This window comes from Lysobacter alkalisoli, from assembly GCF_006547045.1.
Lineage (GTDB): Bacteria > Pseudomonadota > Gammaproteobacteria > Xanthomonadales > Xanthomonadaceae > Marilutibacter > Marilutibacter alkalisoli.
Genome location: NZ_CP041242.1, coordinates 3,060,100 through 3,075,119 on the forward strand (window position 1 = coordinate 3,060,100; position 15,020 = coordinate 3,075,119).

Below are 15,020 nucleotides of genomic sequence, written 5' to 3' on the forward strand. Positions count from 1 at the left end.
CAGTTCAGGAACAATCACTTAGGTGCCGATGAACGACACTTCATCTACACGCGCCATCCGACGGCGTCAGCCAGCTTGCAGTTTCTCGATACCCTCTACGATCATGCCAGGGGACGCGGTCCAGCGCCGCAAGTGAGGCGGCTCCCGCTTGTCGCTGGGATCGAACTTTCCAAACGCAAATGCGTAGCGGTGCCCACCACTGCTGTAAATCCGGGCGTGCTGGCGCACGGTGCTGTGAAAGCTCTCGATGTCAAGAACTTTGGCGCCCGGCGCTGAAAACAGGGAATTGAGCATCCCAGACCCCGACGGTCCCACGATGAAATCAGCGCCGGCGAAAAGACCGATCTGCTGGCGGAAGGATAGGGATTCTGGGAATACGGCCTGGAAACCCATCTTTTCTGCTTCCCGCTCGATTTTCGCTTCGTTCAGTAGAGGTCGGCGCAGGGGACGATGCGCATTCAATCGGCGGGACACGTAAATTCGTTTGAGATTGGAGTGCACCCCAGGCAGCGAGCGCAGTCTGGACATGGTGCCCGAGCACATGCATCCCTTCAGCTCGAAATCGTCGATGACGTAGAGCCGCTCGAATTCCAGGGCACTGGCCTCGGGCACAGAATAGACGGGCAGCGCACCCAAACCCGTCATCGCCATTGCTTCGGCAGTAGCCAGGATTCTCTGGGGTACCACGATCTGATCGATTCGGATGCCCTGCTCGACGAAGTACAGCAATTTCGGAAGGACCCGGATCACGAACGAGCCGTAGTTGGCCGGCTCGAGCGCCGGAAGGAACAGGGTGTTTCCTTTGATTTCGATCCTGTCCTTGTGCCCCGCCACGTACGTCAGTACACCATCGTGGACGACAAGCCCGTCCCAACGGCTGTCGACGAGTGCATCCGGGTTGCCTCCAGCGTCACGGAACTCGCTTGCCGAAGAGTAGAACCCATCCCGCGTGAACATGGATCGCCAGCCCACGATGCGAACTCCGCGGAAAGCCCGGACCGCCTTTGTCGGAATCTTCAGCACCTTGGGATCCAAGACGTCGGCAAGGCAGGAAGGATCCTCGGGGTCGCCAAGTACGAACTCGGGCGTCTGGAATTCCACCTGCAGGGACGGTTCCGACACGACCACTTCCCCCCAGTCGACGGGAGGGTTTACCGAATGCGCCAAGGCAAAACCATAGCCCCGATCGACCCTGCCTTCTTCCGTGATGCGACGGCGCAAATCGATGGTTTGAAGTGGCGAAAGCATGTGTTCTCCATTGTGTGCGGTGTGTGGCCCAGGGTAGATCCCGTGCAGCTTCAGCATGCCTTGTGTGACGGGGTAAGGGAACCTGCCTCCTGGTCCCTATCGGAAGTGAACCCCGGCCTGGGCCGGGGTTCGGATGATCCATCGGATATCGCGACTGTCAGTTGTGGCGGGCCCGCACGATGACGTTGCCATAAGCGCGCTCGCCAACGAGCTTGATGTAGTACACGCCGCCGGCCGCGCCGCTCTGACCCGACAAAGGCACCTTGTTGACCAGGGCGATGGCATCGGGTTCACACTGCTCCACCTCCGGATCGCAAGGTTCGGGCGGCCCTTCGATCACCAGCGTGACAGCAGCGTCGGCATCGAGAACGCCCACGCCGATCGGCTTGTCCACCGCCTCGGGGAATGCGCGCGTGCTGTCCTTGAGGATCGCCTTGACATCGGCCGGGGCCAGCGGCTCCGGCGAAGCGCTCAGGACCAGTGCCGCCACGCCGGCGACGTGGGGCGAGGCCATCGAGGTGCCGTAGTAAACGCGTCGGCGATATCGGTACTCCAGCCACCGCACTTGCCGACAGACGGGGGGTCCCGAAATCCGCAGTTCCGGCAACGCGGCATACACGCATTCATCGCCGATCCCTGCCAATCGACAAGTGCCTCCGGGCCTCGCATGCGCATTTCCATCTGAGTGGAGTCTCCACCCATTCCGTCGACACTCGGTCAGCAGTGACGTGGATTGGGAGCAATCCAAAGCACAAAACCATGGCCCGAACCGCACCGGCGTCGGCGCTGGCCTACCTTGCCCGCTTTTCGCGTAAAGGTGGAGTGAACTACCGGAGTGGCCCGCCGATCCCGATCTCGATCCACTGCCGGCACCAACGGAGAACCACCATGCATCGTTTTGCCTTCGTCATCCTCCTGCTCGCCACCCTTTTGACAACACCCCATGCCCGAGCGGCCGAAAGCTACGACAGCTGCAAGGGCTTCATCGATTCACTACCGGCCACGATCAATGCCCAGGGAACCTGGTGCCTGCGCAAGGACCTGAGTACGGCCATGGCCAGCGGCAACGCCATCACCGTGGCCACCAACAACGTCACCATCGACTGCAACGACTTCAAACTCGGCGGGCTGGCGGCGGGCCTGGGCAGCGAGGCGACCGGCATCTACGCATCTGGCCGCTCCAACGTCACGGTCCGCAACTGCAATATCCGCGGCTTTTGGATAGGGGTATACATGCTCGGCATCAACAGCGGGGGCCATCGAGTAGAAAGCAACCGCTTCGACGGCAACAACTTCATCGGAGCCGCGGTCAGCGGCCGCGGGTCAGTCGTTCGTGACAACCAGTTCACCGATACAGGCGGAAGCACGGTTTCCCCGAATGCCTGGGCCATCTTCGACCAGGACGGCGGGACGGACATCCTCAACAACGTGATCGACGGCGTCGCCGCCGCGGCCGGGAACAATGGATGGGCGGTAGGCATCCAGAGCAATGCTGGTGGCCTGCCAGTCACGATCTCCGGCAACCGCATCCGCAATCTCGTTGCCGACGGCACAGGCCAGACCTACGGCATTCGGCGATCTTCCGGCAGCTTCGCGGTGATCGCTCGCAACGAACTGATCGGCGCAGCCGCCGGAGCCGGCATCCAGTGCAATCAGAGCGGTATCGACAGCGTCAAGGACAATGTCATCCTGAATTTCGCAACCGGCATTCAGTCCTGCGCGAACGATGGCGGGAACGTAATCCGCAGCGCGCTATAAACCTGTCCAAAACGTAACCACCGGGGTGGGAGCGATGCATGCCCCCAATCGGCTCGCGATCACCCCACGAACACCCGCGCGTTGCGGAACATGCGCAGCCACGGCGAGTCGTCGCCCCAGTCCTTCGGTGCCCAGCTCAGGTTGGCGCTGAGCAAGGTGCGTTCTGGGTGCGGCATCATGATCGTAACCCGGCCATCGTCGCTGGATAAAACCGGTGATGCCATCGAGCGAGGCCCTTGGATGGAGTAGGTTCAATCCCCGTGCGCTATGATCCATGCGGGGAATCAACCTTATAGGGGAAATTACATGAAACGCCTCGTTACCATCACTCTGGTGGTGGCCAGTCTGTGGGCCGCCAACCCAGTCCAGGCGGCCGAAAGCTACGACAACTGCACCGGCTTCATCGACTCGTTGCCCGCCACCATCGGCACCCAAGGCACCTGGTGCCTGCGCAAGAACCTGTCCACCGGTATGGCCAGCGGCCACGCGATCGAGATCACCACCAACAACGTCACCATCGATTGCAACGACTTCAAGATCGGTGGATTGGCCGCTGGCCCGAGCTCGGCAACCAATGGCATCCGTGCCTTCACACGGCAAAACATCACTGTGCGCAATTGCAGTATCCGGGGCTTCTACAGGGGCATCTTGCTATCCGGTACCAACTCCAGCGGACACCTGATCGAGAACAACCGTCTGGACAATAATCTGCAAACCGCGATTGAAGTAGCTGGTGAGAACAGCCTGATCCAGAACAACCAGGTAATTGACACCGGCGGGAACCCGGACACCGTCCCGTGGGGGATCTACAGTGACGGTGCCGACGTTTTGAACAACAGCATCTCAGGGGTTTTTGCTGTCGTAGACAACGAAGATGTTTACGGAATTCAGTCGTTCGGAACAGGCATCACCATCAGTGGCAACCGGGTTCGCGGGTTGGTACCGACCGGGACAACCGGCCAGGCGCGGGGAATATCGTCAGGTGCCGAGGCAGCGAGAATCAGCGACAACCATGCGGTCGTTTCTCCATCTGCCACCGGCGTCGGAATAGCGGGCGGCAGCGGTTCGTTCTGCACGGGCAATACGGTTGCCGGCTTTAGTACCGCCTTCCAGAACTGCGATGCCGCCGACGGCAGCAACCTGAGCAACTGACGGTAGAACCGCGGGGCCGCCAGCCGGCCCCGCCCCTCAACCCACGAACACCCGCGCGTTGCGGAACATGCGCAGCCACGGCGAGTCGTCGCCCCAGTCCTTCGGCGCCCAGCTCAGGTTGGCGCTGAGCAGGGTGCGTTCGGGATGCGGCATCATGATCGTGACCCGGCCATCGTCGCTGGACAGGCCGGTGATGCCATCAGGGGAACCGTTCGGATTGAGCGGATAGATGCGGGCGATCTCGCCGTCGCCGTCGACATAGCGCAGAGCAACGCGCGCTGCAGCGGGATCGAGACTGTCGGAGAACATCGCGCGGCCCTCGCCATGCGCGACCACCACTGGCAGCCGCGAACCGGCCATGCCGCGCAGCAGCACTGACGGCGACTCGACCACCTCGACCTGGGACAGACGCGCCTCATACTGCTCGCTGGCGTTGCGCAGGAACTCGGGCCAGTGCCCGGCACCGGGGATGATCGGCTTGAGTTGGCTCAACATCTGGCAGCCGTTGCAAACACCCAAGGCAAAAGTACCGTCGCGCTCGAAGAACGCGGCGAACATGTCGCGCAGGACGGAGCGTTCGAGAACCGATGTCGCCCAGCCGCGGCCGGCACCGAGCACGTCGCCATAACTGAAACCGCCGCAGGCGGCGAGGCCGACGAAATCGGACAGCGCGAAACGACCGGCGATCAGGTCGCTCATGTGCACATCGAAAGCCTCGAAGCCTGCCCTGTCGAACGCACGCGCCATCTCGACCTGGCCGTTGACGCCCTGCTCGCGCAGGATCGCCACCTTCGGCCGCTTGCCGGTCGCGATGAATGGCGCGGCGATGTCCTCGACCGGGTCGAACGCAAGCTTCGGGCGCAGGCCCGGTGCCGCGAACCGGCGCGACACTTCGCGCTCCTGGTCGGCGCATTCGGGGTTGTCGCGCAGTTTCTGCATCGCATGGGTGGTCGACCACCAGGCATCGAACAGCTCGTCCCAGCGCCATTGGGCGAGCACCTTGCCCTCCTCGTGCACACGGATTGCCGCTGCGGTGGTCGGGCGGGCGATGCGCTGCGCGCAGTCGATCAGGCCGTGGCGGGCCACCAGGTCGGCGAAGGCAGCGCGATCCTCGGTGGATATCTGCACGACCGCACCGAGTTCCTCGTTGAACAGGGTCCGGAACGGGTCGTCGCCCCAGCCGTCGAGGTTGATGTCGAGGCCGAGGTGCGAAGCGAATGCCATCTCGCACAGGGTGACAAAGGCGCCGCCGTCGGAACGGTCGTGGTAGGCCTTGAGCAGGCTCGCCTCACGGGCGTCGCGGATCAGTTCGAAGAAGTCGCGCAGGCGTTGCGGATCGTCGAGATCGGGCACGCCGACATTTCGGCGGCCGTCCTCCGAGGGCTGTCCGGCGAAGGCCGGCAACTCGCTGCCGCTGGCGCCGGCCAGCACCGCGTCGGGGTGGCACTGCGCCAGCACCGAAGCACCGAGGCGTTGCTTGCCCGCGCCCAGGCCGATCAGCCACAGCTCGGACTCTTCCTCGCGCTCGAGCAACGGAGTCAACTGCCGGCGCACGTCGACCACCGGAGTGAACGCACTGACGATCAGCGAAACCGGCGACACTGATTTGTGTACATCGTCGCCGGCCTGCCACTGCGCCTGCATCGACAGCGAGTCCTTGCCGACCGGAATGCTCAGCTCCAGTTCCGGGCACAGTTCCATGCCGACCGCACGGACCGCGTCGAATAGCAACGCATCCTCGCCGTCGTGGGAGGCGGCCGCCATCCAGTTGGCCGAAAGCTTGATGCGGTTGAGCGATTCCACCGGCGCTGCGCACAGATTGGTGATCGCCTCGCCGACCGCCATCCGCGCGGCGGCCTGGGCATCGAGCAGGGCCAGCGGGGTACGCTCGCCGATCGACATCGCCTCACCGGTGAAACCGTCGAAGCCGGTCAGGGTGATCGCGCAGTCGGCCACCGGCAGCTGCCATGGGCCGACCATCTGGTCGCGTGCGGTCAGGCCGCCGACACTGCGATCGCCGATGGTGACCAGGAAGTTCTTCGACGCCACGCTCGGATGCGCCATCACCCGCAGTGCGGCGTCATGCAGCGACAGCTCGCTCCAGTCCAGCGACGGCCACGGGGCGTCGACCGGCCTGGCGGTATCGCGATGCATCTTCGGCGCCTTGCCGAACAGCACGTCCATCGGGATGTCGATCGACCAGTCGCGGCCGGGTTCGCCCGCGTTCCCGACCGTGGCGCCATGACCCACCACCAGTCGCTCCTCGGCGGTCGCATGACCGACCACCGCGAACGGACAGCGCTCGCGCTCGCAGATCGCGGCGAACTCGTCGACGCGATCTGCCGGCAGGCCGATCACGTAGCGCTCCTGCGATTCGTTGCACCACAGTTGCATCGGCGACAGCGACGGATCGTCGCTGGGCACCTTGTCGAGGTCGATCACGCCACCGACACCGGAGTCGTGCAGCAACTCGGGGATCGCGTTGGACAGGCCGCCGGCACCGACATCGTGGACGCTGGCGATCGGGTTGGCGTCGCCGAGCGCGACACAGTGGTCGATCACCTCCTGGCAGCGGCGCTCCATCTCCGGGTTGTCGCGCTGCACGCTGGCGAAATCAAGCTCCTCGGAACTGGTCCCGGACGCGACCGAACTGGCGGCGCCCCCACCCAGCCCGATCAGCATCGCCGGGCCGCCGAGCACGATCACGGCATGACCGGGCTTGAGCCCATGCTTGTCGACCTGCACCCGGTCGATCGCACCGAGGCCGCCGGCCAGCATGATCGGTTTGTCGTAGGCGCGGGTCAGCACGGTGCCGTCGACCTGGCCCTGGTCGAGCTCGAAGCTGCGGAAATAGCCGGCCAGGTTCGGGCGGCCGAACTCGTTGTTGAACGCGGCGCCACCGATCGGCCCCTCGATCATGATCTCCAGTGCCGAGGCCATGCGCGGGTTCAATGGCCGCTCGCGCTCCCACGGCTGCGGCAGGCCGGGTATGCGCAGGTGCGAGACCGAGAAACCGCTCAGGCCGGCCTTGGGCTTGCCGCCGCGGCCGGTCGCGCCCTCGTCTCGGATCTCGCCGCCATTGCCGGTCGATGCGCCGGGGAACGGGGCGATCGCGGTCGGATGGTTGTGGGTCTCGACCTTGATGCAGAACGCCGAATCGGCCACGCCCTCGCTGCGCCAGGCACCGGTTGCCGGGTCCGGGCGGAAACGTTGGCTCGTGTAGCCCGCAACCACTGCAGCGTTGTCGCTGTAGGCCGACAGCGTGTGTTCCGGCGTCTGCGCGTGGGTGTTGCGGATCATCCGGAACAGCGACAGAGGCTGCTCACGCCCCTCGATGGTCCAGCTGGCGTTGAATATCTTGTGCCGGCAATGCTCGGAGTTGGCCTGCGCGAACATCATCAGCTCGACGTCGGCCGGCTGCCGATCGAGCTCGGCGTAGCGCTCGCGCAGGTAATCGATCTCGTCCCCGGCCAGGGCCAGGCCGAGGCGGCCGTTGGCGTCGTCGAGGTCATCGAGCGCGATCCGCTCCAGCTCCCCGCGCGCGGGGGCGTTGAACAGCGCCTCGCCGGCCTCGCAGGACTCGAGCAGCGATTGCGTCATCGGATCGTGCAGGACCTTGGCCACGGCGGCCTGCGTCGCAGGATCGGCGGGCCAGCCGGCAAGGTCGTAGCGGAAGCCGCGCTCGACCCGCTTCACCGGCAATTCGGCGCCATGCAGCAGCTCGGTGGCCTTGCTCGACCACGGCGACAGCGTGCCCAGACGCGGGGTCGCATAGCGGGCGGTGGTGCCGTCGGCGGCCGGCTCGAACTCCGGCCGGGCCTGCAGAATCCGGCACAGGATGCCGATGTCCGGTACCGCGTCCGGCTCGGGCTGGACCCAGTAGACCGGCCATGCGCCGATCAGGCGCAGTTCGGGATGGAGGGCCTGGAGACGGGCTTGGAGGCGTTCACGTCGGAACGCAGACAGGGCCTGGGGGCCCTCGAGGACGATCATGTCCGGGGAACCGTGCGACATCGGGGGCGCCGATTGTAACCAACACACCCGTAACCAACACCCCACCCCCGCACCGGATGGGGTGCGTCCGGGCCGAATGGATCGAGCCCGGGCGCCTTCTGCGGCGCTGGCTCAGGGCTCAGGCATCACCGGCAGGCTGGGCCTGCTGCGCCGCCGTTTCCATCCGCCCAGCCTTGTCCGCAGCCAGCTTGTCGAGGGTCTGGCGCAGGGCCTGCGGCGGCACATAGCCACCGACCTGGATACCGTCCTCGGTCAGGATCATCGGGGTACCGGTCAGCCCGGCACGCTGGCCGACGTTGTACTGCATGTTCACGGTGGTCTTGCAGTCGCGGTCCGGCACCGGCCTCTCTGCCTTGGCGTCGGTCATCGCCTTGCGACGATCCGACGCGCACCAGACCGAGACCATCTTCCGGTAGTCCTCGCTGCCGATTCCCATGCGCGGGAACGCCAGGTATTCGATCGCGATGCCTTGCTTGTTGTACTCGGCGATCTCGTCGTGCATGCGGCGGCAGTAGCCGCATTCGACGTCGGTGAAGACGGTGACGGTGTGCACGGGCTTGGCCGGAGCGAACACGATGCGCTCGCCGGCCGGAATGGTCTTGAGCAGGTCGCGACGCATCGTCGACAGACTGTCCTCGCTGAGGTTGCGCTCGGCGACCGCGTCGAACAGCGCACCGCCCTGGCCGGGCAGGAACATGTAGCGGCCATCATCGCTGACGTAGACGATCTGGCCGCCGACGATGACCTCGCGGAAGCCCGGCAGCGGCGCCGCACCGATGTGGTCGGCGTTCAGATTCGGGCTGAGAATGCGTACGGCCGCGAGTGCGCGCTCTTCAGGCGTGCCCTCGGCGGGCTGGACGCCTGCCGGCGGCTGGGCGGTCTGCGAGGACCGGGCGGCCGGGGCGTCGTCCTGGGGCGACTGGGCGCAGGCGGAAAGGCTGATGGCGCCGAGCACGGCAATGAGGATGCGCTTCATCAAGTCTGGGTCCTTGGTTCCGGGCGAGTCCCGGGCACATAGGTTAAGGGGGGAACGGATTGTGGCACGTCGTACGGGCAGGAGCAGGCGACGTGGTTCAGGTTTGACGCAGGGCTACCCAGGCACGGCCGGAAACACCCAAGCGGTTCAAGCTTTCTTGGCGCTGGGACAGGGCGCCTTAGGCGCTAGCGGGAGTTGGAAGCACGGCCCGGGGCGAGAGATCCGCAACGCAAACTTCGGGAGCTTCATTGGCGCGCGCACCAAGGGAGCGGGCGTCACCCTCGGGGGTGGTGCTTCGCATGCAGCTGCTTGAGCTGCTCGCGCGCGACCAGGGTGTAGATCTGGGTGGTCGAGAGCGAGCTGTGGCCGAGCAGCATCTGCAGCGAACGCAGATCGGCACCGTGGTTGAGCAGGTGGGTGGCGAAGCTGTGACGCAGGCCATGGGGACTGATCCGGGCCGGGTCGATGCCGGCCACCCCGGCGTAGCGCTTGACCAGCTGCCAGAATTGTTGCCGGCTCGGCGCCTGTCCCTTGGGGTCGAGGAACAGGGCCGGCAGCGCGCGCTTGCCGGCCAGTTGCGGCCGAGCCTCGCCGAGATAGCGTTCCAGCCAGTGCCGGGCCTCCTCGCCCAACGGCACCAGTCGTTCCTTGCTTCCCTTGCCGGTCACCCGCAGCACGCCCTGGCGCAGGTTGACCGCGGTCGCCGGCAGGTCGACCAGTTCGCTGACGCGCAGGCCGCAGGCATACATCAGCTCCAGCATCGCGCGGTCGCGCAGGCCGAGCGGGTTATCGGTGTCGGGCGCCGCCAGCAGGGCATCGACCTGGCTCTCGGTGATCGCCTTGGGCAGCGAACGCGGCAGTCTCGGGGGCTCCAGCAACGCGGTCGGGTCGTCGCCGCGCGTGCCCTGGCGCACGCACCAGGCGTAGTACGCCCGCAGCGAGGACAGCAGGCGGGCCGTGCTACGCGGCGAGTAGCCCTGCTCGGCGCGCCAGGCGAGGTAGCGGAACAGGGTTTCGCGGTCGGCTTTTTCCAGCCCGCCATCGCGCAGGTTGCGCCAGCGGGCGAACCCCTCCAGGTCACGCCGGTAACTGGCCAGGGTCGCCTGCGCCAAGCCGTTTTCGGCCCAGATCGCGTCGAGGAAGGCCTCGATGCCACGCTGGTCGGGCTCCGGCACCGGTGGCATCTGCATCACGTACTGGCGGCGGTCGGCGGGGGATTTGCGTGGCATGCGGACCAGCTTACATGGGCGCATGCGCCCATGAAGCTCCCAAAGTTTGCGCTGCAAACTTCGGGCGCCAGGCATGTTTCCGGAAGCCGGTGGCCATGGGTTTGCGGGACACGCCGTGAATACATCCATGGAGGCTCATCCGAAACGTCCATGTTTCGGAAGGTCCCGCAAACCCATGGCCACCGGCTTCCCCCGTAGAGACCTCCGTCGCTTGGCGAAGATCCTTGCAGAACCCGCCCCACGCTATCCTGACGCGATGACCGAATCTGTTCCGCCCTCTCCCGCCACACCGGCCGCGCTGGTCGGTCGCCGCCTGCTCGCCCTGTTCTACGACGTGTGGCCGACGGTGGCGATCTGGATGCTGCTGTCGCTGCTGTTCAACCTCGGCTATCTGCTGGCCGGGCACGGCGAACGCGAGTACATCGCCCCGTTCACCCTGCTTGGCTGGCTGCTGTGGCTGGCGTGCTGGGGCGTGGCCGGGCTGTACGCAACCATCAGCTGGCGCCGCGGCGGGCAGACCCTGGGCATGCGACCGTGGCGGCTGCGGGTGGTCGCGGCCGACGGCAGCCGCCCCGACATGCGCGCGCTATGGCTGCGCTATGCGGTCGGCAGCCTGTCGCTGCTGGCCGCGGGGCTGGGCTTCTGGTGGGCCTGGCTCGACCGCGACCGCCTGACCTGGCACGACCGCGCGAGCGGCACACGGCTGGTACGGACACCAAAAGCGAGGAAATAGTGGAGAGGAGTGAGAAAAGAGTGGGAGCGATGGGTGGTTCCATCTCTTTTCTCACTCCTTCTTCACTCTCCACTGCTTTCTACCCCGACCGCCGCCGGAACAGCCACACCGACACCCCGACCATGATCAGGGTCGGCAGCAGGTAGGCGATGCGGAAGTCGAACTTGAGCACCTTGGCCAACTGCACGAACTGCGCCTGCAGCAGGTAGAAGCCGAGCCCGAACACGATGCCGATGAACAGCCGCCTGCCGGTACCGCCACTGCGCAGCATGCCGAACGCGAACGGGATCGCCGCCAGGCACAGCGCCAGCACGTTGAACGGGTAGAACCAGCGGCCCCAGTAATGCTCCTTGAAGTCGCCGGCATCGAGGTCGTTGCGCTCGCGGTAGTCGATCGCCTGGCGCAGGTCGCTTGCGGACAGGTAGCGCGGCCGGTCGGTGCCAGCCGACAGCGCGGTGGCGTCCAGGCGCGACTCCCAGCGCTCCTCGTCGACATGGGTCTCGCTGACCGAGCGCGCGTCGAAGAAGGTCCGGGTCACGTCGCGCAACAACCAGCCGCCCGGCCGGTGCTCGGCGACCTTGGCCTGCGCCATCGACTGCAGCCGGCCGTCATCGGCAAACTCGTACAGCCACACGTCGTGCAACTCGATCCAGCTGTCGCCGCCCTCGGCACGTTCCTGGCCGCCGGCGGCGTTGAGGATGGTATCGCCCTCGCGCGCCCATACGCCGGAATAGCGGGCGACGATCATGTTGTCGGACTTGGCCGAGCTCTTGAGCGCGTCGGCGCGACGCTGTCCGTTCGGCCCGGCAGTCTCGCCGCTGATCACCATCAGCAGGGTCAGCACCGCCACCGCACCGGCCACCGCCATGCTGATCCGCCGCCGCGACAGGCCGATCGCGCGCAGCGCGGTCAGCTCCGAGGTCGCCGACAGCTGGCCCAGCCCCATCAGCGAGCCGATCACCGCCGCGTACGGGAACAGGTAATGGGCCCGCCGCGGCACGGTCAGGCCGACATGGGCCAGTGCCTGGACGAAGCCATAGCGGCCCTTGCCAAGGTCACCGAGCTCGCCGACCAGAGCCAGCATCACGTCCAGCCCCAGCAGCACCGCCCAGCTCAGCGTCACCGAAGCCAGCACCACGCGGGCCACGTACAGGTCGTGGATCCGGGGACCTATTTTCATGCGCGGACCCTCGGCCGGCGCATGCGGCCGTCGGTGGAATACAGCCAGACCCCGACCACAAGCAGCGGCAGCACCAGCCACCACAGGCCGAGCACCGGCGGGATCGTGCCCTTGGCCAGCCAGCCGGACCCCACCAGCATCAGGTTGACGCCGATCAGGTAACCGAGGAAGCCCATCAGCATCGGCCCGTAGCGGGCCTGACGCGGCATGCTGCGCGCCAGCGGAATCGCCATCAGGGCGAAGGCCAGTGCCAGCAGCGGCGGTGCCAGCCGGCGATGCAGCTGGGCCACCGCCTCCGGCCGCGGGTCGCCGACCAGGGCAACGGTCGGCAGCGCCTTGGGCTCATCGAGGTCGAACTTCTCCTTGCCGGGCGGCATCCGCACCTCATTGCTGGCGTAGCGCATCAGCCGGTAGTCCTGGCCACCATTGCGGGGGCCCTCGACCTCGAAGCCGTTGTTCAGCACCAGATAGCGCTCGCCATCCTCGCCTGCCTTGAGCAGGCCCTCGTTGGAGGTAGTCACGTTGATGCGGTCGTCGGACTGGCGGTAGACGAAGACCCGGTCGAAGCGCCTGCCGTCGCCGGTCATCTCACCGACGAAGGCGACCCCGCCACCGCCCGGCAGCTCGGTGAAGCGCCCCGGCTCCAGTCCGGCGACGAGGGTGTTGCGGTTGGCCTCGTTGATCAGCTCCCGCGACAGCCGCTCGGCCCACGGCCCCAGCCACAGCGAACAGGCCGCGACCACGGCCACCAGCGGCACCATCACCCACAGCAGCGGCTTGAGCATGCGTCGCGGGCCGACCCCGATCGAGGCGATCACCGGCATCTCGGCATCGCGGTAGAGCCGCCCCATGGCCATCATCAAGCCCAGCATCAGTGCCAACGGCATGATCACCGGCAACCAGTTCAACAGCACCAGGCCAAGCTGGGCCAGCAACAGCCCCGCCGGCACTCGGCCACGGGCGATGTCGCCAAGCACGTCGGTCAGGGCGCCGCCCACGCAGACGATCAGCAGCACCGTCAGGGTGGCCAGGACAGCCTGGGCGAATTCACCCAGCAGGTATCGGTCGAGCTTCGGCATCAGGCGGGCTTGCTTTAGAATCGGGGGTTCTCTGTGTCAATGGCCGGCGCACATGTCCGTGCCACCGCCACACGCCGGGCAACGCATCGCCCCGGCATCCAGACCGTCGATTGTACGGAACCATTCATCGCATAACTCCCGGGAATCTGTTTCATGGCCCTCGAATTCGACCTGAACCGCGACGCCCCCGCCGCCGCTGCCCCCGCATCAGCAGCCGACTGCATCGTGGTCGGCATGTTCGCCGACCAGACCCTGTCGCCCGCTGGCGCCGCGATCGACGCCGCCGGCAACGGCCGGATCAAGGCCCTGGCAGAGCGCGGCGACGTCAGCGGCAAGACCGGCAAGACCGCCCTGTTGCATGATCTCGACGGCGTGGCCGCGCCGCGGGTGCTGGTCGTCGGCCTCGGCGACGCGGCCAAGTTCGGGGTGCCGCAGTACCTCAAGGCGATCGCCGACACGATCCGCGCACTCAAGACCGGCCCGGTCGAACACGCCCTGCTGACCCTGACCGAACTGGCGGTCGCCGGCCGCGACGCGGCCTGGAACATCCGCCAGGCCGTGATCGTCGCCGACCATGCTGCCTACCGCTACACCGCGACCCTGGGCGCGGCCAACAAGGCGCGCGAACACAAGGGCCTGGCGCGGCTGTCGATCAGCGGCGACGACGACAAGGCATTGGAGCTGGGCAAGGGCACCGCGGCCGGCGTCGAGTTCGCCCGCGAACTGGGCAACCTGCCGCCGAACATCTGCAACCCGGGCTACCTGGCCGAGCAGGCGCAGAAATTCGCCGACCGCTACGACAACACCGAATGCGAGGTGCTCGAGCGCGCCGACATGGAGAAACTCGGCATGGGCTCGCTGCTGGCCGTGGGCCGCGGCTCGGCCAACCCCCCGCGCCTGATCGTGCTCAGATACAACAATGGTGGGGACAGCAAGCCCTACGTGCTGGTCGGCAAGGGCATCACCTTCGACACCGGCGGCGTCAATCTCAAGGTGCAGGGCGGCATCGAGGAGATGAAGTTCGACATGTGCGGCGCCGCCACCGTGCTGGGCACCTTCGTGTCCGCGGTGAACATGGCGCTGCCGGTCAACCTGGTGGTGGTGGTGCCGGCGGTGGAAAACATGGTCGACGCCGATGCCTACCGCCCCTCCGATGTGCTGACCAGCATGTCCGGCAAGACCATCGAGGTCGGCAACACCGACGCCGAGGGCCGCCTGATCCTGTGCGATGCGCTGACCTACACGCAGCGCTTCGAACCGGCCGCGCTGGTCGACGTGGCCACGCTCACCGGCGCCTGCATGATCGCGCTGGGCAAGCACGCAAGCGGCCTGATGAGCAAGCACGACGACCTTGCAGATGAGTTGCTGGCCGCCGGCGAGCACGTCTTCGACCGCGCCTGGCGCCTGCCGCTGTGGGACGAATACCAGCCGATGCTCGACTCGACCTATGCCGACGTCTACAACATCGGCGGCCGCTGGGCCGGCGCGATCACCGCCGGCTGCTTCCTGTCGCGGTTCACCGAAGGCCAGCGCTGGGCGCACCTGGACATCGCCGGCTCGGCTTCCGACGAAGGCCGCAAGGGCATGGCCACCGGTCGTCCGGTCGGCCTGCTGAGCCAGTGGCTGCTGGACCAGGCCGGTTGACCTGCCC

10 protein-coding genes and 2 pseudogenes are annotated in these 15,020 nt (G+C 66.4%); 4 read left to right on the top strand and 8 right to left on the bottom strand.

What is annotated here, in order from left to right:
- Positions 1-66: 66 nt before the first annotated feature.
- Together FKV23_RS13555 and FKV23_RS17850 are read right to left on the bottom strand one after the other, a co-directional pair.
- The gene (locus FKV23_RS13555) at positions 67-1,248 is read right to left on the bottom strand and encodes a glycosyltransferase family 61 protein (RefSeq protein ID WP_167285246.1); all 1,182 of its coding nucleotides are present in this window, start codon (positions 1,246-1,248) and stop codon (positions 67-69) included.
- A gap of 226 nt (positions 1,249-1,474) precedes the next feature.
- A pseudogene (locus FKV23_RS17850) lies at positions 1,475-1,771 on the bottom strand (S8 family serine peptidase); the annotation flags it as partial.
- A gap of 236 nt (positions 1,772-2,007) precedes the next feature.
- Here FKV23_RS17850 and FKV23_RS13565 point away from each other — a divergent pair.
- On the top strand, positions 2,008-3,006 hold the full coding sequence (locus FKV23_RS13565; protein ID WP_141624330.1) for a right-handed parallel beta-helix repeat-containing protein: 999 nt from the start codon (positions 2,008-2,010) through the stop codon (positions 3,004-3,006).
- A 59-nt stretch (positions 3,007-3,065) separates the two neighbouring features.
- On the opposite strand, the pseudogene FKV23_RS17855 reads toward FKV23_RS13565, so the two are convergent.
- A pseudogene (locus FKV23_RS17855) lies at positions 3,066-3,252 on the bottom strand (phosphoribosylformylglycinamidine synthase subunit PurQ); the annotation flags it as partial.
- 60 nt (positions 3,253-3,312) lie between these two features.
- Here FKV23_RS17855 and FKV23_RS13575 point away from each other — a divergent pair.
- Positions 3,313-4,158, top strand: a complete 846-nt coding sequence (locus tag FKV23_RS13575; RefSeq protein ID WP_167285248.1) for a right-handed parallel beta-helix repeat-containing protein — start codon at positions 3,313-3,315, stop codon at positions 4,156-4,158.
- Between the two features lie 36 nt (positions 4,159-4,194).
- On the opposite strand, the gene purL is transcribed toward FKV23_RS13575, so the two are convergent.
- The 3 genes from purL to xerD all read right to left on the bottom strand — a co-directional run bounded on the left by purL (position 4,195) and on the right by xerD (position 10,377).
- Positions 4,195-8,172, bottom strand: a complete 3,978-nt coding sequence (purL, locus tag FKV23_RS13580; RefSeq protein ID WP_341867562.1) for a phosphoribosylformylglycinamidine synthase — start codon at positions 8,170-8,172, stop codon at positions 4,195-4,197.
- Positions 8,173-8,290: 118 nt separating this feature from the next.
- Positions 8,291-9,148, bottom strand: coding sequence for a DsbC family protein (locus FKV23_RS13585; RefSeq protein WP_167285251.1), 858 nt, complete (start codon positions 9,146-9,148; stop codon positions 8,291-8,293).
- A gap of 275 nt (positions 9,149-9,423) precedes the next feature.
- Complete coding sequence (gene xerD / locus FKV23_RS13590; protein WP_141624333.1) at positions 9,424-10,377, bottom strand: site-specific tyrosine recombinase XerD; 954 nt, start codon at positions 10,375-10,377, stop codon at positions 9,424-9,426.
- 256 nt (positions 10,378-10,633) lie between these two features.
- Here xerD and FKV23_RS13595 point away from each other — a divergent pair, with 256 nt between their 5' ends.
- Positions 10,634-11,110, top strand: a complete 477-nt coding sequence (locus FKV23_RS13595) for an RDD family protein (protein WP_141624334.1) — start codon at positions 10,634-10,636, stop codon at positions 11,108-11,110.
- Between the two features lie 79 nt (positions 11,111-11,189).
- On the opposite strand, the gene lptG is transcribed toward FKV23_RS13595, so the two are convergent.
- Positions 11,190-12,290, bottom strand: a complete 1,101-nt coding sequence (gene lptG / locus FKV23_RS13600; protein ID WP_141624335.1) for an LPS export ABC transporter permease LptG — start codon at positions 12,288-12,290, stop codon at positions 11,190-11,192.
- The gene (gene lptF, locus FKV23_RS13605) at positions 12,287-13,369 is read right to left on the bottom strand and encodes an LPS export ABC transporter permease LptF (protein WP_141624336.1); all 1,083 of its coding nucleotides are present in this window, start codon (positions 13,367-13,369) and stop codon (positions 12,287-12,289) included. The genes lptG and lptF overlap by 4 nt, the downstream gene beginning before the upstream one ends.
- A gap of 153 nt (positions 13,370-13,522) precedes the next feature.
- On the opposite strand from lptF, the gene FKV23_RS13610 reads away from it, so the two are divergent.
- Entirely contained in the window at positions 13,523-15,013 is a 1,491-nt protein-coding gene (locus FKV23_RS13610) for a leucyl aminopeptidase (RefSeq protein ID WP_141624337.1), read from the top strand.
- Positions 15,014-15,020 lie beyond the last annotated feature (7 nt).